Here is a 16927-nt window from a genome sequence, read left to right on the forward strand (position 1 = left end):
CCGGGGTTAGAAAATCAGCGTGTAGAAACAGGTGAAGAAGGCGGCGAAGCTGAGCACGAACAGCTTCACGTCATTGTCGTCGGAACGTACCTTCCGCGCAGGCGCGGGCGGCGGCAGGGTGCGGCGAAACGGGTGGCCGGCGGCTTCGTTGGTGAGAACAAGTCTGCGCTTCATGGCGCTGGTAAACGCGACGTTTACGATTTGGTCGATTAAACCCCTTGGTTAACGCCCGTACCGAAACGGGACGTACCCGAACGGGACACGTTAGGAGAGATTGATGCCGCTCTACGCCTTCAAGGGGAAGCGCCCGACCCGCCACGCAACCGCCTGGGTCGCCCCCAGCGCCGACGTGATCGGCGAGGTGATCCTCGGCGAGGACGTGAGCGTGTGGTTCCGCGCGGTGATCCGCGCCGACAATACGCCGATCCCGATCGGCGCGCGCAGCAATGTCCAGGAAGGCGCGATGCTCCATTCCGATCCAAATTCACCGCTGACGATCGGCGAGGACGTGACGATCGGGCACCACGCGATCCTTCACGGCTGCACGATCGGTAACCGCGTACTGATCGGCATGGGGGCGACCGTGCTCAACAACGCGGTCATCCCCGACGACTGCCTGGTCGGCGCCGGCGCGCTGGTGACCGAGGGCAAGACCTTTCCCGCCGGCAGCCTGATCGTCGGCAGCCCCGCCAAGGCGGTACGCGCGCTCGACGAGCGCGCGATCGCGATGCTGAAGGTGTCAGCAGCGCATTATGTCGCGAACGGGCGGGCAGCGGCGGTGGAGTTGCACGAGGTAGAATAGCGCGCTGGACAGGCGCGACCGCGTCTGCATAACCCGAATTATGTCGAAGCCCGCCATCCTCAGCCGCCTGCGCCTGCCGATCATCGGTTCGCCGCTGTTCATCATCTCCGGTCCGGAGCTGGTCATCGCGCAGTGCAAGGCGGGGATCGTGGGGTCGTTTCCCGCGCTGAACGCGCGTCCGGCGGCGCTGCTCGACGAATGGCTGCATCGGATCACCGAGGAACTAGCCGCGCACAACCGCGCGCATCCCGATCGCCCCGCCGCGCCGTTCGCGGTCAATCAGATCGTGCACAAGTCGAACGACCGGCTCGAGCAGGATCTAGCGGTGTGCGAGAAGTGGCAGGTGCCTATTACGATCACCTCGCTCGGCGCGCGTGCCGAACTGAACCAGGCCGTCCACGCCTGGGGCGGGATCACGATGCACGACGTCATCGACGACCGCTTCGCACGCAAGGCGGTGGAGAAAGGTGCCGACGGACTGATCGCGGTCGCCGCGGGCGCGGGCGGGCATGCCGGGCGCACGTCGCCGTTCGCGCTGGTGAGCGAGATCAGGCAATGGTTCGACGGTCCGCTGGCTCTGTCGGGATCGATCGGCACCGGCGACGCGGTTCTGGCGGCGGAGGCGATGGGCGCCGATTTTGCTTACGCCGGATCGATCTTCATCGCGACCGAGGAAGCGAACGCCGACGACCGCTACAAGCAGGGCATCGTCGAGGGGCGCGCCGCCGACATCGTCTATTCGGACCTATTCACCGGCGTGCACGGCAACTACCTGCGCGGGTCGATCGAGGCGGCGGGGCTCGACCCCGACAACCTGCCCGCGGGCGACTATAAGACGATGAACTTCGGCGGCGGCGACAATGCCGGCAAGGCGAAGGCGTGGCGCGACATCTGGGGATCGGGCCAGGGCATCGGCTCGGTCGACAAGGTCGAAACGGTCGCGGCGCGCGTCGATCGCCTCGAGCGCGAATATCAGCGCGCGCGCGCGCGGCTCGGGCTCGGCGCCGCTGCGGCCTGAACCACGCGAACGCCTAGAACGCGGTCGCCAACCGATCGAGCATCGCGCGGGCGGGGCTCGGTTCGTACGCGCCGCGCCCCTGTGCCGCGTCGAGCCGCGACACGCGGCGATGGAGGTCGATGCTCGCCGCGATCATCCGCTGCGCCTGCGCGGGCATGTCGTCGGCGACGTGCGCGTCGGTATCGGGGGCCTCGCCCAGCCGCCGCGACGGTTCCAGCGCCTGCGCTGCTGACAGTTCCCCCGCGATCACCGCGCGTTGAGTCAGCAACCACGCGATCACGTGCATCAGCCGGGTCGTCACCTTGAGCGACTCGCAACTGAACGACACGCGAGTCATCGGCGACAGCATCTCCCGCTCGAGCCGCCCGACCTCGTCGAAATAGCTGCGTGCCTCGTCGGCGAGCAGCATCGCCTCGACATAGACCGAGTCGATCAGCCGGCGATGAATTCGGTCGTCGGGAAAGCGGTGCAGCATGGGTCAGGATCGTGCCATAGCGCGCGAGAACGCGCCACGGGTGCCTGCGCGCGGTACCGGCGGCGCCAGTCTCATTTCGGATCAGGCGATGCTGTCGGGCAGCAGATAATCCTCGAGCGTGCTGATCTCGTCGCGCAGCTTCAGCTTTCGCTTCTTCAACCGCGCAAGCTGCAATTGGTCGGGTACACCGTCCGACAAGGCGGCGATCGCACTGTCGAGATCGCGATGCTCGATCCGCAGCAGGTTGAGCCGCGCGAGAATATGCTGTTCGTCCACTCGGTTGCGCCCCCAGACCGCTCTTCCCCGCTCTTATAGCCGGCGATACTGCGCATGTGCAGCAAATCGCACGTCATCGCGCAGTCGCCGCGATCCGTCGCAAGGTCACGATTTGTAGCGAGACTTTCGCGTCGATTGGTGGTTCACTCCCCAGTCTCGTTCAACCACGAAGGAGGAAAGAGCGATGCAGACTGCCCATATGCAGGCCCTGGAGGCGAAGCACGCCACACTCGATCAACGGATCCACGCCGAGTCGCAGCGCCCCCTGCCCGACGCCGCCGTGCTCGCGGATCTGAAGAAGCAGAAGCTGCGGTTGAAGGAAGAAATCACCGCGGCGCATTGAGGCTCTGACGTGGCCCGGCGGTGCTGATCCGCCGGGCTTTTCGATACGCCGACCACCGGCGACGACGGGACTCAGCGTTTCATCTGTTGCGCGATGCCGCGCCTCGTCGCCGCGCCGTAGGGCGGCTTCAAACCAGCCAGTTTGGCAACGTCGATCTTCGGCTGCCGATACACCGCCTTCGCGTGGCTGAACGTGCGAAAGCCGTCGAGCCCGTGGTAACTGCCCATCCCCGACGGACCGACGCCGCCGAAGGGCAGATCCTCCATCGAGACGTGGAAGATCACATCGTTGATCGTCGCGCCGCCCGAGATCGTGCGGTCGAGGACCTGCCGCTGCTCGCGTTCGTCGTCGCCGAAATAATAGACCGCGAGCGGACGGTCGCGCCGGTTGACCAGATCGATCGCGCCATCCAGCGTATCGTAGCGGCGGATCGGCAGGACGGGGCCAAAAATCTCCTCCTGCATCAGCGTCATGTCGTCGGTCACGTCGCGGACGATCGTCAGCGGCATCTTGCGGCTGTTGGTGGCGCCGAAATCCTCGTGTCCCGGGTTGACGACCTCGACGCGTGCGCCCTTCGATCGCGCATCCTCGACCCAGTCGGTCAGGCGCTGGTGGTGGCGATCGTTGATGATCGCGGTGTAGTCGGGATTGGTGAGGAGCGTCGGGTACATCGCCGACGCCGCCGATTTGAGCCCGGCGACCACCGCTTCCTCCTGCTCGGGGCGGACGAGCATATAGTCGGGGGCGAGGCAGATCTGCCCGGCGTTCAGCATCTTGCCGAGCGCGACGCGCTCGGTCGTGCGCGCGACGTCGGCGCTTTCTCCCACGATCACCGGCGACTTGCCGCCGAGTTCGAGCGTGACGGGCACGAGGTGATCCGCCGCGGCGTGGAGAATGTGACGCGCGATCCCCGTTGCGCCGGTGAAGATCAGGTGATCGAACGGCAGTTCCGCGAACGCCTTGCCGACCTCCGGCCCGCCCTCGACGAAGGCGAGTTCGGCCGCGTCGAAATACTGCCGCGCGATCTCAGCCATCAGCGCGCCGGTAACGGGCGTGAACTCGCTCGTCTTGACCATCGCGCGATTGCCCGCGGCGAAAATGCCCGCGAGCGGCGACATGACGAGATTGACCGGGAAATTCCACGGCGCGATCACGCCGACGACACCCTTGGGCTGATATTCGACCGCGGCCTTCGCGCCGAGCAGCCCGAGCGGGAATTGCACGCGACGTTTTTCCGGGCGGGCCCAGGTTTCGAGATGCTTCAACGCGTGGCGGATCGGCGCGACCGAACTCGCGATATCGGTCATCATCGATTGTTCGCGGCTGCGATGGCCGAAATCCTCCGATAAGGCGTCGCACAGGCGGTCGGCATGGTCAGCGATCATCGCGGCTGCGCGGCTCAGCCGATCGCGCCGCGTCGCCAGGGGTTCGGGAAGCGCCGCCATGAACGCGGCACGTTGAGCATCCAATACGTCACGCATCACACTCTCCCCTGTTGTATGTTTGTCTAACTCGCGCAGCCGATCATCCCGGCGAGGGGCATGATCACCCCGTCCTTGTCACCGCGTTCGACGAGCAGCGTCGCGTCGGACACGATCGCACCCTGCGCCAGATCGGGCCGGCGCGTGATCGTCATGGTGAGCGTCACTGCGGTGTCCCCTGCAACGTAGCGCGTCTGGCTGGCGAACCCGAGGTCAACGGCAGCGCCGGTCGCGGCGCGCGCATAGTCGCGTACCTGCCCGTCGAGCGCGATCCGCAGCACACCCGCCTCCGCGCCCGCCATCGCGACCAGCGTCCGCGTCTCACCCGTGCTGAACAGATAGGCCGCGCACCCCTTCGCGGGCAGCGACTGCCGCCCGATGCCGCCGATCGGATAACCGTCGATCGAGGCGGGTGGACGCGGCTCGGCGGCACCGGGTGCGAGCAGTAGCGCGGCGAGAAGCGCGGAGATCATGGCGCCAGGATTATCATGACGAGCCACGCCGGGTAAGCCGCCACGGCGAGAAACGTCCCGAACGGCAACACATCGTCGGCGGCGACCGCGCGGCCGCGCATGGCCTGGACCAGCACCAGCCCCAAGCCGATCAGCCCGGCGAACAGCAGCACCGCGGGCAGCATCCGCCAGCCGAGCCACAGCCCGATCGCGCCGAACAGCTTGGGATCACCGCCGCCCAGCCCCTCGCGCCCGCGCAACCGGCGATAAGCGGCAGCGATCAGCCACAAGACGGCGAAGCCCCCTACCCCGCCGATCAACCGATCGCCGAGCGGCGGCGCGCACCAGACCGCGCTCAGCACACCGGCGAGCGCGAGCACGACGACGAGCGGGTCGGGCAGCCACAGTTCGGCCGCGTCGAGCGCAGCGAGCGTCAGGAGTAGCCAGCCAAGGAACGCACCCGCCACGCCCGCCAACCCCGGCGCGGCGAACGCGGAGATGCCACCGATCGCAGCGCAGCCCAGCTCGATCCCAAGGTGCCGCGGGTCGATCTGCGCGTGGCATGTGCGGCAGCATCCACGCGCTGCGACCGCGCTGACGATCGGAACGAGATCCCACGCCGCGAGGGCGCGCCCGCAGCCATCGCACGCCGATCGGCCGCGCAGCACCGAGCGACCCTCTGGCCAGCGCACGACGATGGTCGACAGGAAACTGCCAGCAATCGCGCCGGCAATGGCAAGAAGCACGACCCATGATGCCACCGTCACGCGTGTCTCCCACCTCTGGCAATCGCGTGTCGCATATCTTAGGTGCGGTGCAACAACCAGCGCCGGCTCCATGCAGGCCGGCCGCCCAGCAGGAGCATGTCATGGCTAGCGATCCCGTCGTCATTCTTTCCTACGCTCGTACCCCAATGGGGTCGATGCAGGGGACCCTGGCGGGTGCGAGCGCGCCGCAACTGGGCGCAACCGCGGTGAAGGCGGCGGTCGAGCGCGCGGGCGTGAGCGCGGAAGCGGTCGAGCGGATCTATATGGGCAACGTGCTGTCCGCGGGCCTCGGCCAGGCGCCGGCGCGTCAGGCCGCGATCTTCGCGGGACTGGGCGAGCATGTCGAGGCGACGACACTCAACAAGATGTGCGGGTCGGGGCTGCAGGCGGCGATCATGGGGGCCGAAGCACTCGGCGCCGGGTCGATCGACCTGCTCGTCGCGGGCGGCATGGAGAGCATGACCAACGCGCCTTATCTTTCGAAGGCGCACCGCGGCGGCGCGCGGATCGGGCACGATCGCCTGTTCGATCACATGTTCCTCGACGGGCTCGAAGATGCGTACGAGCCGGGCAAGGCGATGGGTGTGTTCGCCGAGGAGACCGCGCAGGAATATCAGTTCACGCGCGAGGCGCAGGACGATTACGCGATCAAATCGCTCCAGCGCGCGCAGGCGGCGCAGAAGTCGGGCGCGTTCGACCGTGAGATCGTGTCGGTGGAGGTCGCCGGGCGCAAGGGCAGCACAACGGTCAGCCTCGACGAGCAGCCGGCGAAGGGCGATGTCGCCAAGATCCCGACGCTGAAGGCGGCGTTCGCGAAGGACGGCACGATCACCGCCGCCAACGCTTCGTCGATTTCCGACGGTGCGGCCGCGCTGGTGATGACGCGGCTGTCGGTCGCCGAGCGGCTGGGGCTGAAGCCGGTCGCGCGCGTCGTCTCCAACGCCGCGCACGCGCACGCCCCCGCCCGCTTCACCACCGCGCCGGTCGCGGCGATGCGCAAGGCGTTGGAACGCGCAGGTTGGAGCAAGGATGAGGTCGACCTGTTCGAGGTCAATGAGGCGTTCGCCTGTGTCGCGATGATCGCGATGCGCGATCTCGGGATCGATCACGAGAAGCTCAACGTCAACGGCGGCGCGTGCGCGCTGGGTCACCCGATCGGTGCCTCGGGCGCGCGCGTGCTCGCGACGTTGCTCGGTGCGATGGAGAATCGCGGCGAGAAGCGCGGGCTCGCGTCGCTGTGCATCGGCGGCGGCGAGGCGGTCGCGATGGCGGTCGAACTGATGAACTGACGGATCGTCGCCCCTCCCGATGCGGGAGGGGCGGCGGTTCAACGCTGCTCGGGCTGGAAGGCGTAGCCCGCGCCCGATCGGACAACGTAGCCGATGCCGGGATAGGGGAAATGCCCGGCGAAAATGCGCTGATGCGTCGCTGCCAGTTGTGCGAGTTCGCGCTCGCGTGTCCGTGCGCCCTGCTGCTTGTCGCCGTCATATTGGATCCGCCACGCCGGCTCGGCGAGCGAGACGATCGCGCTGTGTGCGGTGTCGCCGATGACGAGCAGGCTCTGCTTCCCCGAGCTGATGCGATAGCCGCTGTGGCCCGGCGTATGGCCGGGAAGCGCCACCGCGGTGATGCCGGGCATCACCTGCGCACCCGGTGCGAAGGTTTTCACTTGCGCCTTGATCACCGGCGCGACCGCGGCGGCGCGGCCCTGCTGTAATGACTGCCATTCGGGCGCTGACATCCGCATCGTCGCGCGGGGGAAGGCGGGTTTGCCGTTCGCATCGACCAGGCCGCCGACGTGATCGGGGTGGCCGTGCGTGATCAGCACGTCGGTTACCTGATCGGGCGTGACCCCGGCGGCGGCGAGGCTGCGCACCAGCACGCCGTTCATCTTCGCGCCGAAACCGCTGTCGATCAGCACCACGCGACCCGGTAGACGGACGAGAAGCTGGTCGACGCCGAGTGTGATCGGATCGGCGGGCGCACCCCGCGCGCGCAATACCGCCGCGACGTCCGCAGTCGGATGACCAATGCCGAACGTCTGCCCGTCGTTCGCCACGACGTTTTTCGCGTCGCGCAGCGAGACGACCTCGACCGCGCCGACGCGAAACGGGGTGGCGGCGGGCGCGGCAACCCGCGGCGCGGCGGATACCGCGACCGCGGCGAAGGCAGCACCGAGCGCGAGCGAGGCGAGTGGGCGGATCATCGAACGGGTCCTCTGCAGATGGCAGAGCCGAAATGACCGGCGCGCGCGTGCGTTCCCAGCGCGCCGCCCGCACTCTCAGACGAGCACGGGTTCGCGCCAGCCGTGCGGATCGAGCGCGCGACCACGCTGAATCGCGTTCAGCGTGTCGAGAATGCGCTGCGTCGTCTGCCCGGTTGACCCGGTGCCGATCGTAAACTCGTAACCGGGCCCCGCGACGCGACCGATCGGCGTCACGACCGCGGCGGTGCCGCAGGCGAAGCTCTCGACCAGGCGGCCGCTCGCCGCGTCGTCGCGCCACTGCTCGATCGAGTAGGGTTGTTCACGCACCACCAGCCCCTCGTCGCGCGCGAGGGTGAGGATCGAGTCGCGCGTGATGCCGGGGAGGATCGTCCCGGTCAGCGGCGGGGTCTGAATCGAGCCGTCGTCGAACACGAAAAAGATATTCATGCCGCCCAGCTCCTCGATCCAGCGGCGCTCCGCCGCGTCGAGGAAGACGACCTGATCGTAGCCGCGACGGATCGCCTCCTGCTGCGCAACGAGGCTTGTCGCGTAATTGCCGCCGCACTTCGCCGCGCCTGTGCCGCCCGCGCCCGCACGTGTGTAATCGTGGCTGACCCACAGCGAAATCGCGCGCGCGCCGCCCTTCCAATACGCGCCGACCGACGAGGCAAGCACCATGTAGATGTACTGCGCGGCAGGCTTGACCCCCAGAAACACCTCCGACGCGATCATGAAGGGACGCAGGTAGAGCGATCCTTCGGCGCTGGTCGGGATCCAGTCGCGATCGGTCTTCACCAGTTCATGGATCGAGGCGAGGAACAGCTCATCGGGCAGTTCGGGCATCGCCATGCGACGCGCAGAGGCGCGGAAACGCTCGGCGTTGGCGCGCGGGCGGAACAGCGAGACGCTGTCGTCCTCCTGCCGGTACGCCTTCATGCCCTCGAAGATTTCCTGCGCGTAGTGGAGGACGGCGGATGCGGGATCCATCGTCAGCGGCGCGCGCGCGGTGATGCGCCCGTCGTGCCAGCCCTGTTCCTCGTTGTAGAGCATGACCGCCATGTGATCGGTGAACACGCGTCCGAACACCGGGTCCACCAGTCGCGCGGTGCGGTCCTCGTTCGAGACGGGCGTGGGATGACGTTCAAGCGCGAACACGGCGGTTCCTCCAGGTATGATGCGCCGCAAAGCGGGTTGCGGTCGGTTATGGGCGATGGCAAAGCCGGTCAACATGACTGCCCCACCCCAGCCCGCCCCTTCCCAGATCGCGTCGCCGCAGTTTCTTCGGGAGCCCGAGCTGCGTCGGGGCATGGAGCTGCTCTACTTCGGAAACAGCCACATTACACGCGCGATCGATCGCGGGCTGGCGAAACAGGGGCTCGGCCGCGCGCACCACCGCGCGCTTTATTTCATCGCGCGGCGGCCCGACATGCCGGTCAGCGAGCTGCTCGCGTTGCTCAACATCACCAAGCAATCGCTCGGCCGCGTGCTCAACGAATTGATCGAGCGCAACATGGTCGAGACGCGACCGGGCGAGCGCGACCGGCGCCAACGGCTGTTGCGACTGACCGAGGAAGGTGCAGCACTGGAGGCGCAGTTGTTCGAGGCGCTGCGTGAACGGCTGTCCGCCGCCTATTCGCGCGCCGGGATGAATGCGGTGACGGGGTTCTGGGCGGTACTCGAAGGGCTGATCCCGCCCGAGGAAATGCCGCGGGTCGAGGCGCTGCGCCGCTGATCGATACCTGACCGCCGCTCAGACCGGGCGGCGCCGTTCCTCGGCCATTTCGCGCCCGCGTCGGATCGCGGCGTCCAGCGTGCGCGTCAGCAATCCGTTGAGCGCTGCGTCGGCATCGAGCACGTTCAGACCCCGCCGCGTCATGCCGCCGGGACTCGCCACCGCATCAGCGAGCGCTGCCGGCGTTCGCTCGCTCGCCGCGGCCATCCGCGCCGCGCCCGCGACCGTGGTCATCGCGACCGCCGCCGCGTCGTCGCGGTCCATGCCGCCGGCCACGCCTGCCGCTGCGAGCGCGTCGATGAAGCGGAACAGAAACGCGGGGCCGGTGCCCGATAGCGCGCCCGCGACCTCGAACGAGGCAGGATCGTCGAACCACCGCACGAGCCCGAGCGGTGCCATCAAGGCGTCGACCGACGCGCGCGCCGCCTCATCCGCCTCGGGGGCGTGGACCGCGACCACGCCCTCCCCGATCTCGACCGGCAGATTGGGCATGACGACGATCGGCTCGGGGCCGGGGAAGCGGCTGCGCAGCCCGGCAGCATCGACGCCGGCGAGCATCGACACAATCACCGGCGCGGCGGCGACGCGCGCGGCGTGGCGCGCGGCGACCTCGTCCAGCTGCTGCGGCTTGACCCCCAGCACGACGATGTCGGGGACACCGGTGGACGGAAGCTCGCGTGCCTGCACGACTCCGGCGGGAAGATCACGGTCGCTGCGGTTGACGACATGAACGTCGCCGGGTTGGACCACGCCGCTCGCGATCCAGCGACGCAGCATCGCGCCGGCCATGTTGCCGCAGCCGATCATCCACAGGCGCATGGTAACAGCTCCGTCGCGGTCAGGCTTCGCCGTGCGTCTCGACCATCGCAGCGGCGATCGCCTCCGCAGGGGTCTTCCCGCCCCACAGCACGAACTGGAACACGGGATAGAAACGCTCGCACTCGTCGATCGCGGTCTCGATCATCAGCTCCGCCGCAGTGAGCGACAGGCTGGGTTCGTCGTCGACCGAATCGACCATCGTCGCATTGCGGTAGAGCAGGATGCCACTCGTCGACCAAAGCTCGAAATGGCCGAGCCAGAGCTGCTCGTTGACGAGCGCGAGCGTTTCCCAGATCGCAGGGCGACGGTCCTCGGTTACCTTGACGTCTGGAAAGGCAAGGAACTGCAGCACGCCGTCTTCCTCGCGGAAAAGCGCGCGAAGCTCGTACTCGGTCCAGCTGCCCTTGATCGTCGCGGTGATCTCCTCGTCGTGGCGATCGCACGACCACCCGTGCGCGAGGAAGTACGACTCGAGCATTTCGAGCGGTGCCTCGCGTTCGGGTTCCATGTCGGCTTCGTCGAGCATTATCGACGTCATCGCACATCAACGCGGAAAACGGAAAGGGGCAGCGTGCGCCTCAGCCGTTCTGCGACAGGGGGGGCGCTGCGACCGGTTTGGCGGCCGCCTCTAGCGCGTCGATCCGCGCGCGGAGCGCATCATTCTCGTCGCGCGCCGCCGCCGCCATCGCCTTCACCGCCTCGAACTCGTCTCGGCTGACAAAGTCGAGCCCGCCGACCCATTCGCGGACACGGTCACGCGCACCGGCTTCCGCCTCGCGTCCAACGCCGGCGAGCGTGCCCGCCGCACCGTTCAGCAGTTTGGCGAAGTCGCCGAAGATCTTGTTTTCCGTCTGCATCGCGCTCGCTCTCGATTTCGTTGCTCAGCCGATCATTTGGGACGTTCGGCCCGCCGGCACAATGGTATCGGCATTCGGGTTCAGCTGCACGATCTGCCAGTTGAGCACGCCGGCGAAGGCGAGCCAGGCAAGATAGGGCAGCATCAACACCGCCGCCGCCGGGCGAAAGCGCGAAAACGTCCAGGCGGTGGCGAGCGACAAGGCAAAGATCAGCACGATCACGACGAACGCCGCGCCGACCTTGTGCGCGCCGAAGAACAGCGGCGTCCACGCCAGATTGAGCGCGAATTGCGCCACGAACAGCACCACCCCCACGACACGCAGCGGGGCACCGCGCGCGGAGATCGCGATCGCGAGGGCGAAGCCGATCAGCACGTACAGGATCGTCCACGCGACCGGGAACACCCAGCCCGGCGGCGTGAAGCTCGGCTTGGCGAGCGCGACGTACCAGGCGTTCTCGTTACCGGCGGCGACGCTGCGCCCCGACAGGAAACCGAGCAGCAGCACCAGCGGCACGACGAACGCGGCCCAGCGCACGAACGACATCCGCAGCTGACCCTTCGACGCAATCGAACCCAATTCCATCCCCTTCACGGTCGCGTCGCCGGTGCACGATCGACGCGCGCGCGTAAACACCCTATCGCGGGGCGACGTTCCGTATCGGTCCCATCGCGAGGCGCCACGACGTCGCGGCAGCCCGCACGCAGATCAGCGCAGCGTCGCCGCGATCAGGAATTCGACGTTACCGTTCGGGCCGGTGATCGGGCTCTCGGTGATCCCCTCAACGTTCCAGCCGCGCGCGGTGAACCAGTCCGCGACCTCGGTGCAGACGCGTGCGTGGACCGCGGCATCGCGTACCACCCCGCCCTTCCCGACCTCTTCGCGACCGGCCTCGAACTGCGGCTTGATCAACGCCATCGCGCGCCCGCCGGTGCGAACGAAGCCGAGCGGCTTGTCGAGGACCTTGGCGAGGCCGATGAAGCTCGCGTCGCACACCACCAGATCGATCGGCTCGGGCACGTGATCCGCCGTCAGGATGCGCGCGCTGGTCTGTTCGTGGACGACGACGCGGGGATCCTGCCGCAACTTCCACGCGAGCTGGTTGCTGCCGCTGTCGACCGCGTAGACGCGCACCGCGCCGCGGCTGAGCATCACGTCGGTGAAGCCTCCGGTCGAGGAGCCGACGTCGATCGCGACGGCGCCGGTCACGTCCCAGCCGAAATGATCGAGGCCGTGCGCCAGCTTCACTCCGCCGCGCGAGACCCAGGGATGGTCGCGTCCGCGCACGTCGAGGATCACGTCCTCGACGAGCGCCTGCCCCGGCTTGTCGACCTTGCGATCACCGACGAATACCAGCCCTGCCATGATGAGCGCCTGCGCACGTGCACGCGACTCAACGAGTCCGCGGTCCACCAGCATCTGATCGGCACGTTGCTTCGCCATTGCCGCGCCTTACTCAATGCGCCGCGATCTGACAGCGTTTTCATGCTCGAAGCACGAAACGGCTCGCCGCAATCGGACCACGTCCGGTGCCGATTGCTGCGCTGCACGATTGTCTATCGGCTTAGTAGGTAATAGCTTCATGGGCGAGGCCGCGGTGGTGCCGACCCCTAGACTGCGCCGCGGCCTCGCCGATCGGAGGTGACGCAATGGCACGCGCGATGTTCGACCTGGCGGTGACGCCGACGATCCTGACCGTACCGGGGCTCGGTGGCTCCGGCCCCGCGCATTGGCAGAGCCTGTGGGAAAAAAGCCGGCCCGATACGTCGCGGGTGGAATTGGGGATGTGGGACCGTCCGCATCGCAACGCCTGGGTGACCAAGCTCGATCAGGCCATCTCGTCGGCGCGTGCGCCGGTGATTCTCGTGGCGCATTCGCTCGGGTGCATCGCGGTCGCGTGGTGGGCGGCGATGAGCCCGCAGCCCTATGGCTGGCCCGTCGCGGGCGCATTGCTGGTCGCCCCCGCCGACGTCGACCGCGCGCACGTCGCCGACGAGTTGAAGCCGTTCGCGCCAGCGCCGAAGCAATCGCTGCCCTTCCCCTCGATCGTGGTGTCGTCGACCGACGACCCGTGGATCGACGCCGACCGCGCGCACAGTCTGGCGGTCGACTGGGGCAGCCATTTCATCGATCTCGGGCCGCATGGCCATATCAACGCGGCGAGCGGCCTCGGCCGCTGGCCCGAGGGGCTCGAACTGCTCGACCGCGTGCTCGCCGCGGCGGGTGGTCCGTATGGTGAGGTACGCTCGCCGGGTGATGCGCGCTCGATCCTATCTCGGCCCTGCGCTGGCGACGATCGCCTGCCGCTTGGTTAACGCCGAAGTTGCGCGTCGGCGTAGCGGGTCAGCGCCGCGACGTCGGGCAATGCGGGGATAACCCGTGGGTCGTGCGAGCGCGCCGGGTCCAGCCGCACGACGATCGCGGTCGCCAAATCCTCGACCTCGCCGCTGTCGAGTTTGAGGAAGCGTTTGAGCGTATCTTCGGGACGCGGCACCACACCCTCGCCGTAGAGCGGCGCGAGCCCCTCGCGTATCGCAGGCGCGACGCGCGGGTCCAGATCGGCGAATACCGCGTCGAAATCGGCGGCGGTCCATGCGGCCCTCGCCGCCTGCGCGCCACGCACGCGCCGCACCATGTTCCAGTTCACCCACAGCAGGCCAACGATGTAGAGCGCGGTCAGCGCCGCAACCTTCTGCCACCCGGTCATACGCGAAATGCCCGGGGGATCAGGCGCTCGCCGCCTGCCCCGCCTCCTGGCTGACCTCGTTGTAGCGCAGCGCCTTCAGAACCGTCTCCACGATCGCGTCAGCGTCGAGCCCGGCCTGCGCGTACTGTACCTCGGGTTTGTCCTGATCCTGGAACAGGTCGGGCAGGCGCATGGTGCGGATCTTGAGCCCGGCATCGGTCAGCCCCTCGTCCGACGCCATCGTCAGGACGTGCGCGCCAAGACCGCCGACCGCATTCTCCTCGATCGTGATCGCGACCTCGTGCGTGGTGAGCAGGCGGCGGATCAGCGCCTCGTCGAGCGGCTTGGCGAAGCGCAGGTCCGCGACTGTGGTCGACAGGCCGCGCGCGTCGAGCGTGTCGGCGGCGCGCATCGCCTCGGCGAGACGCGTGCCGAGCGACATGATCGCGACCTTCTTGCCCTCGCGCACGACACGGCCCTTCCCGATCTCGAGCAGTTCGGGCGTCGCGGGTAGCGCGACGCCGGTGCCATTGCCGCGCGGATAGCGTACCGCGATCGGGCCCGAATCGTGCTCGACGCAGGTATGGACCATGTGGACCAGTTCGGCCTCGTCCGCCGCCGCCATGACGACGAAATTTGGCAGTGTGGCGAGATAGGTCACGTCGAACGAACCGGCGTGGGTCGCACCATCAGCGCCGACGAGGCCGGCGCGGTCGATCGCGAAGCGGACCGGCAGGTTCTGGATCGCGACGTCATGGACGACTTGGTCATAGGCGCGCTGAAGGAAGGTCGAGTAGATCGCGGCGAACGGCCGCATCCCCTGCGCGGCGAGCCCCGCGGCAAAGGTCACCGCATGCTGCTCAGCGATCCCGACGTCGAAGAAGCGATCGGGATAAGCATTGGCGAACTTGTCGAGCCCGGTGCCCGACGGCATCGCCGCAGTGATCGCGCAAATGCGCGGATCGTTCGCCGCTTCCTTCGTCAGTGCCTCGCCGAAGACGTTCTGATATTGCGGCGGGCCCGGCGGGGCCTTCGCCTGCGTGCCGGTGATGACGTCGAACTTCTGCACGCCGTGATATTTGTCGGCTGCAGCTTCGGCAGGCGCGTAGCCCTTGCCCTTCTTGGTCACCACGTGGACGAGGATCGGGCCTTCCTCCGCGTCGCGAACATTCTCCAGTACCGGGATCAGATGCTCGAGATTGTGGCCGTCGATCGGCCCGACGTAGTAGAAGCCTAGTTCCTCGAACAGCGTGCCGCCCATCGTCATTCCGCGGGCGAATTCGTCGGTCTTGCGCGCCGCCGAATGGAACGGGCGCGGCAGCTTACGCGCGACCTTCTTCATCAAATCGCGCAGCGACAAAAACTCGCGGCTCGACACCATCCGCGACAGATATGCCGACAGACCCCCGACCGGCGGCGCGATCGACATGTCGTTGTCGTTGAGGATGACGACCAGACGATTGCCCGCGGCCTCGGCGTTGTTCATCGCCTCATACGCCATGCCGGCCGACATCGCGCCGTCGCCGATCACCGCGATGCCCTTGCCCGGCGTGCCCGCGAGCTTGTTGGCGATCGCGAAGCCGAGCGCCGCCGAAATCGACGTGGACGAATGCGCCGCGCCAAACGGATCGTACTCGCTCTCGCTCCGCTTGGTGAAGCCCGACAGCCCACCGCCCTGGCGCAGCGTGCGGATGCGGTCGCGTCGCCCGGTCAGGATCTTGTGCGGGTAGCATTGGTGCCCGACGTCCCAGATCAGGCGGTCGCGCGGCGTGTCGAAGACGTAATGGATCGCAGTGGTCAGTTCGACCACACCGAGGCCAGAACCCAGATGCCCGCCGGTGGTACCGACCGCCGAAATCGTCTCCTGCCGCAGTTCATCGGCCAGTTGCGGCAGTTGCTCGGGAGTGAGCTTGCGAAGGTCGGCTGGGGTGTGGACGGTATCGAGCAGCGGCGTCGCAGGAACATTGGCCATCGTGGCCGAATATACCACGCTCATGCTCGTGTCGATTGCAACGATCTACCAAGCCTGCCCAATCGCTCGGGTGGTCGGAAGACCGGCCGGGTCAGTTGGTGACGGCGGCAGAGCAGGCGGCGCAGCGCCCGCGCACCTCGATCACCGGACGTTCGGGCGTGAAGCCCGCGTCGCTCGCCGCCGCGCGTACCGCTGCTGTAATCCGGTCGTTGTCGATATGCGTGGTGATCCCGCAGGCATCGCACACGAGGAAGATGCAATCGTGGCGGCAATTGGGGTGCGTGTTCGCAACATAGGCATTCTCGCTCTCCACGCGCCGCGCGAGATTGTTGCCGACGAACAGGTCGAGGATACGGTACACGCTGTTGGCGGCGACGCGGCGATCCTGCGCGAGCGACACCGCCTCCGCAATGTCGTACGCCGAGGCGGGCCGGCTGAACCCGGCGAGCGCGGTAAAGACGCTTTCGCGCATCTGCGTCCACTGCTCGCCCGACTGTTCGAGCCGCGCCTGCGCCGCGCGGGTCAGTTCCTCGCCGCCGCTCTCGTGATGATCGTGCCCCGCCATGGGAATCGAGATAAGCGCTGCGCCGTCACCCGGCAAGCAAGCGCGCTCAGGCGTGGCGATGGCGGTTGAGCGCGTGCCCGGTGGCAAGCACCACCACCCCCGCGATCGTCAGCATGCTCTCGCCCAGGTGATGCGCGCCGTGCGGCACGATCACCGCGGCCGCCATCATCGCGAGCCCGGCGCCGCCGAGCATCAACGGCAGCGGACGTCCGTGCGCCAGCACGCCCTGCCCGAACGCGACCGCGCCTAACAGGATCGCGAGCACCAGCCCGACCTCGTGGATGATCGGACTGCCGAGCAGCCCGCCCGCGGTCGACAGCGCCGCCACCATCACCGTCGTCGCGACGCAGTGGACGACGCACGCCGCCGACAGCCACATCGCCCAGCGATCCAGCCGCCCCGCGGCGTTCGGCGATGTGGTCGGGTCTGCCATCACGCGTCCATCTAACCCCATCGCGCCGAAGATACAATATCAC

At 67.7% G+C, this 16927-nt stretch carries 23 protein-coding genes; 6 read left to right on the forward strand and 17 right to left on the reverse strand.

What is annotated here, in order from left to right; genetic code table 11:
- Positions 1 to 6: 6 nt before the first annotated feature.
- The gene (locus KZ810_RS10330; RefSeq protein WP_219768983.1) at positions 7 to 174 is read right to left on the reverse strand and encodes a hypothetical protein; all 168 of its coding nucleotides are present in this window, start codon (positions 172 to 174) and stop codon (positions 7 to 9) included.
- Positions 175 to 277: 103 nt separating this feature from the next.
- On the opposite strand from KZ810_RS10330, the gene KZ810_RS10335 reads away from it, so the two are divergent.
- Both KZ810_RS10335 and KZ810_RS10340 read left to right on the forward strand, forming a co-directional pair.
- Positions 278 to 802 carry a gamma carbonic anhydrase family protein gene (locus KZ810_RS10335; RefSeq protein WP_219768984.1) on the forward strand — a complete coding sequence of 175 codons (525 nt, stop codon included), beginning with the start codon at positions 278 to 280 and terminating at the stop codon, positions 800 to 802.
- A 40-nt stretch (positions 803 to 842) separates the two neighbouring features.
- The gene (locus KZ810_RS10340; protein WP_219768985.1) at positions 843 to 1820 is read left to right on the forward strand and encodes an NAD(P)H-dependent flavin oxidoreductase; all 978 of its coding nucleotides are present in this window, start codon (positions 843 to 845) and stop codon (positions 1818 to 1820) included.
- A 13-nt stretch (positions 1821 to 1833) separates the two neighbouring features.
- Here the strand turns inward: KZ810_RS10340 and KZ810_RS10345 are convergent, their stop codons facing one another.
- Both KZ810_RS10345 and KZ810_RS10350 read right to left on the reverse strand, forming a co-directional pair.
- A complete protein-coding gene (locus tag KZ810_RS10345; RefSeq protein WP_219768986.1) occupies positions 1834 to 2295 on the reverse strand; it encodes a DUF1465 family protein in 462 nt (153 codons plus the stop codon).
- An 81-nt stretch (positions 2296 to 2376) separates the two neighbouring features.
- A complete protein-coding gene (locus tag KZ810_RS10350) occupies positions 2377 to 2571 on the reverse strand; it encodes a YdcH family protein (RefSeq protein WP_219768987.1) in 195 nt (64 codons plus the stop codon).
- Between the two features lie 184 nt (positions 2572 to 2755).
- On the opposite strand from KZ810_RS10350, the gene KZ810_RS10355 reads away from it, so the two are divergent.
- Positions 2756 to 2914: a YdcH family protein gene (locus tag KZ810_RS10355; protein ID WP_219768988.1), complete on the forward strand. Its 159-nt coding sequence runs from the start codon at positions 2756 to 2758 to the stop codon at positions 2912 to 2914.
- 71 nt (positions 2915 to 2985) lie between these two features.
- Here the strand turns inward: KZ810_RS10355 and KZ810_RS10360 are convergent, their stop codons facing one another.
- Genes KZ810_RS10360 through KZ810_RS10370 form a run of 3 tightly spaced genes read right to left on the reverse strand, consistent with a single transcriptional unit; the run spans position 2986 to position 5614 of the window.
- Positions 2986 to 4395 carry a coniferyl aldehyde dehydrogenase gene (locus KZ810_RS10360; protein WP_219768989.1) on the reverse strand — a complete coding sequence of 470 codons (1410 nt, stop codon included), beginning with the start codon at positions 4393 to 4395 and terminating at the stop codon, positions 2986 to 2988.
- A 26-nt stretch (positions 4396 to 4421) separates the two neighbouring features.
- Positions 4422 to 4868, reverse strand: coding sequence for a hypothetical protein (locus KZ810_RS10365; RefSeq protein WP_219768990.1), 447 nt, complete (start codon positions 4866 to 4868; stop codon positions 4422 to 4424).
- Positions 4865 to 5614 (reverse strand): prepilin peptidase, encoded by a 750-nt coding sequence (locus KZ810_RS10370; protein ID WP_308461533.1) that lies wholly within the window; start codon positions 5612 to 5614, stop codon positions 4865 to 4867. The genes KZ810_RS10365 and KZ810_RS10370 overlap by 4 nt, the downstream gene beginning before the upstream one ends.
- 101 nt (positions 5615 to 5715) lie before the next feature.
- Here KZ810_RS10370 and KZ810_RS10375 point away from each other — a divergent pair, with 101 nt between their 5' ends.
- Positions 5716 to 6903 (forward strand): acetyl-CoA C-acyltransferase, encoded by a 1188-nt coding sequence (locus KZ810_RS10375; RefSeq protein WP_219768992.1) that lies wholly within the window; start codon positions 5716 to 5718, stop codon positions 6901 to 6903.
- Between the two features lie 38 nt (positions 6904 to 6941).
- On the opposite strand, the gene KZ810_RS10380 is transcribed toward KZ810_RS10375, so the two are convergent.
- Positions 6942 to 7820 carry an MBL fold metallo-hydrolase gene (locus KZ810_RS10380; protein WP_219768993.1) on the reverse strand — a complete coding sequence of 293 codons (879 nt, stop codon included), beginning with the start codon at positions 7818 to 7820 and terminating at the stop codon, positions 6942 to 6944.
- Positions 7821 to 7895: 75 nt separating this feature from the next.
- Positions 7896 to 8975 (reverse strand): branched-chain amino acid aminotransferase, encoded by a 1080-nt coding sequence (locus KZ810_RS10385; RefSeq protein ID WP_219768994.1) that lies wholly within the window; start codon positions 8973 to 8975, stop codon positions 7896 to 7898.
- 73 nt (positions 8976 to 9048) lie between these two features.
- On the opposite strand from KZ810_RS10385, the gene KZ810_RS10390 reads away from it, so the two are divergent.
- Complete coding sequence (locus tag KZ810_RS10390; protein ID WP_219768995.1) at positions 9049 to 9552, forward strand: MarR family winged helix-turn-helix transcriptional regulator; 504 nt, start codon at positions 9049 to 9051, stop codon at positions 9550 to 9552.
- A gap of 18 nt (positions 9553 to 9570) precedes the next feature.
- Here the strand turns inward: KZ810_RS10390 and KZ810_RS10395 are convergent, their stop codons facing one another.
- The 5 genes from KZ810_RS10395 to KZ810_RS10415 form a co-directional block, all read right to left on the reverse strand.
- Positions 9571 to 10371, reverse strand: a complete 801-nt coding sequence (locus KZ810_RS10395) for a pyrroline-5-carboxylate reductase family protein (protein WP_219768996.1) — start codon at positions 10369 to 10371, stop codon at positions 9571 to 9573.
- A gap of 19 nt (positions 10372 to 10390) precedes the next feature.
- A complete protein-coding gene (locus KZ810_RS10400) occupies positions 10391 to 10900 on the reverse strand; it encodes a type III secretion system chaperone family protein (protein WP_444547603.1) in 510 nt (169 codons plus the stop codon).
- Between the two features lie 49 nt (positions 10901 to 10949).
- Entirely contained in the window at positions 10950 to 11228 is a 279-nt protein-coding gene (locus KZ810_RS10405) for an accessory factor UbiK family protein (protein ID WP_219768998.1), read from the reverse strand.
- 24 nt (positions 11229 to 11252) lie between these two features.
- On the reverse strand, positions 11253 to 11813 hold the full coding sequence (locus tag KZ810_RS10410) for a TspO/MBR family protein (protein ID WP_373369150.1): 561 nt from the start codon (positions 11811 to 11813) through the stop codon (positions 11253 to 11255).
- A 123-nt stretch (positions 11814 to 11936) separates the two neighbouring features.
- Positions 11937 to 12671: a TlyA family RNA methyltransferase gene (locus KZ810_RS10415; protein WP_219768999.1), complete on the reverse strand. Its 735-nt coding sequence runs from the start codon at positions 12669 to 12671 to the stop codon at positions 11937 to 11939.
- A 206-nt stretch (positions 12672 to 12877) separates the two neighbouring features.
- Here KZ810_RS10415 and KZ810_RS10420 point away from each other — a divergent pair, with 206 nt between their 5' ends.
- Entirely contained in the window at positions 12878 to 13543 is a 666-nt protein-coding gene (locus KZ810_RS10420; RefSeq protein WP_219769000.1) for an RBBP9/YdeN family alpha/beta hydrolase, read from the forward strand.
- Here the strand turns inward: KZ810_RS10420 and KZ810_RS10425 are convergent.
- From KZ810_RS10425 to KZ810_RS10440, 4 genes are all read right to left on the reverse strand, one after another.
- Positions 13540 to 13935, reverse strand: coding sequence for a hypothetical protein (locus tag KZ810_RS10425; protein ID WP_219769001.1), 396 nt, complete (start codon positions 13933 to 13935; stop codon positions 13540 to 13542). The genes KZ810_RS10420 and KZ810_RS10425 overlap by 4 nt on opposite strands.
- Before the next feature lie 19 nt (positions 13936 to 13954).
- Positions 13955 to 15886: a 1-deoxy-D-xylulose-5-phosphate synthase gene (dxs, locus tag KZ810_RS10430; protein WP_219769088.1), complete on the reverse strand. Its 1932-nt coding sequence runs from the start codon at positions 15884 to 15886 to the stop codon at positions 13955 to 13957.
- Between the two features lie 91 nt (positions 15887 to 15977).
- A complete protein-coding gene (locus tag KZ810_RS10435; protein WP_219769002.1) occupies positions 15978 to 16451 on the reverse strand; it encodes a Fur family transcriptional regulator in 474 nt (157 codons plus the stop codon).
- Positions 16452 to 16497: 46 nt separating this feature from the next.
- Entirely contained in the window at positions 16498 to 16884 is a 387-nt protein-coding gene (locus KZ810_RS10440) for a MerC domain-containing protein (protein WP_258044704.1), read from the reverse strand.
- Between the last annotated feature and the right edge of the window lie 43 nt (positions 16885 to 16927).

The sequence above is a fragment of the Sphingomonas citricola genome (assembly GCF_019429535.1).
Classification (GTDB): domain Bacteria; phylum Pseudomonadota; class Alphaproteobacteria; order Sphingomonadales; family Sphingomonadaceae; genus Sphingomonas; species Sphingomonas citricola.

Excerpts from the sequence above, each read along its gene's own strand:
- KZ810_RS10330 (WP_219768983.1), bottom strand. The coding sequence starts at position 174 with ATGAAGCGCAGACTTGTTCTCACCAACGAAGCCGCCGGCCACCCGTTT.
- KZ810_RS10335 (WP_219768984.1), top strand. The coding sequence starts at position 278 with ATGCCGCTCTACGCCTTCAAGGGGAAGCGCCCGACCCGCCACGCAACC.
- KZ810_RS10340 (WP_219768985.1), top strand. The coding sequence starts at position 843 with ATGTCGAAGCCCGCCATCCTCAGCCGCCTGCGCCTGCCGATCATCGGT.
- KZ810_RS10345 (WP_219768986.1), bottom strand. The coding sequence starts at position 2,295 with ATGCTGCACCGCTTTCCCGACGACCGAATTCATCGCCGGCTGATCGAC.
- KZ810_RS10355 (WP_219768988.1), top strand. The coding sequence starts at position 2,756 with ATGCAGACTGCCCATATGCAGGCCCTGGAGGCGAAGCACGCCACACTC.
- KZ810_RS10360 (WP_219768989.1), bottom strand. The coding sequence starts at position 4,395 with ATGCGTGACGTATTGGATGCTCAACGTGCCGCGTTCATGGCGGCGCTT.
- KZ810_RS10365 (WP_219768990.1), bottom strand. The coding sequence starts at position 4,868 with ATGATCTCCGCGCTTCTCGCCGCGCTACTGCTCGCACCCGGTGCCGCC.
- KZ810_RS10375 (WP_219768992.1), top strand. The coding sequence starts at position 5,716 with ATGGCTAGCGATCCCGTCGTCATTCTTTCCTACGCTCGTACCCCAATG.
- KZ810_RS10380 (WP_219768993.1), bottom strand. The coding sequence starts at position 7,820 with ATGATCCGCCCACTCGCCTCGCTCGCGCTCGGTGCTGCCTTCGCCGCG.
- KZ810_RS10390 (WP_219768995.1), top strand. The coding sequence starts at position 9,049 with ATGACTGCCCCACCCCAGCCCGCCCCTTCCCAGATCGCGTCGCCGCAG.
- KZ810_RS10395 (WP_219768996.1), bottom strand. The coding sequence starts at position 10,371 with ATGCGCCTGTGGATGATCGGCTGCGGCAACATGGCCGGCGCGATGCTG.
- KZ810_RS10405 (WP_219768998.1), bottom strand. The coding sequence starts at position 11,228 with ATGCAGACGGAAAACAAGATCTTCGGCGACTTCGCCAAACTGCTGAAC.
- KZ810_RS10410 (WP_373369150.1), bottom strand. The coding sequence starts at position 11,813 with ATGGAATTGGGTTCGATTGCGTCGAAGGGTCAGCTGCGGATGTCGTTC.
- KZ810_RS10415 (WP_219768999.1), bottom strand. The coding sequence starts at position 12,671 with ATGGCGAAGCAACGTGCCGATCAGATGCTGGTGGACCGCGGACTCGTT.
- KZ810_RS10420 (WP_219769000.1), top strand. The coding sequence starts at position 12,878 with ATGGCACGCGCGATGTTCGACCTGGCGGTGACGCCGACGATCCTGACC.
- KZ810_RS10425 (WP_219769001.1), bottom strand. The coding sequence starts at position 13,935 with ATGACCGGGTGGCAGAAGGTTGCGGCGCTGACCGCGCTCTACATCGTT.
- dxs (WP_219769088.1), bottom strand. The coding sequence starts at position 15,886 with ATGGCCAATGTTCCTGCGACGCCGCTGCTCGATACCGTCCACACCCCA.
- KZ810_RS10435 (WP_219769002.1), bottom strand. The coding sequence starts at position 16,451 with ATGGCGGGGCACGATCATCACGAGAGCGGCGGCGAGGAACTGACCCGC.
- KZ810_RS10440 (WP_258044704.1), bottom strand. The coding sequence starts at position 16,884 with ATGGCAGACCCGACCACATCGCCGAACGCCGCGGGGCGGCTGGATCGC.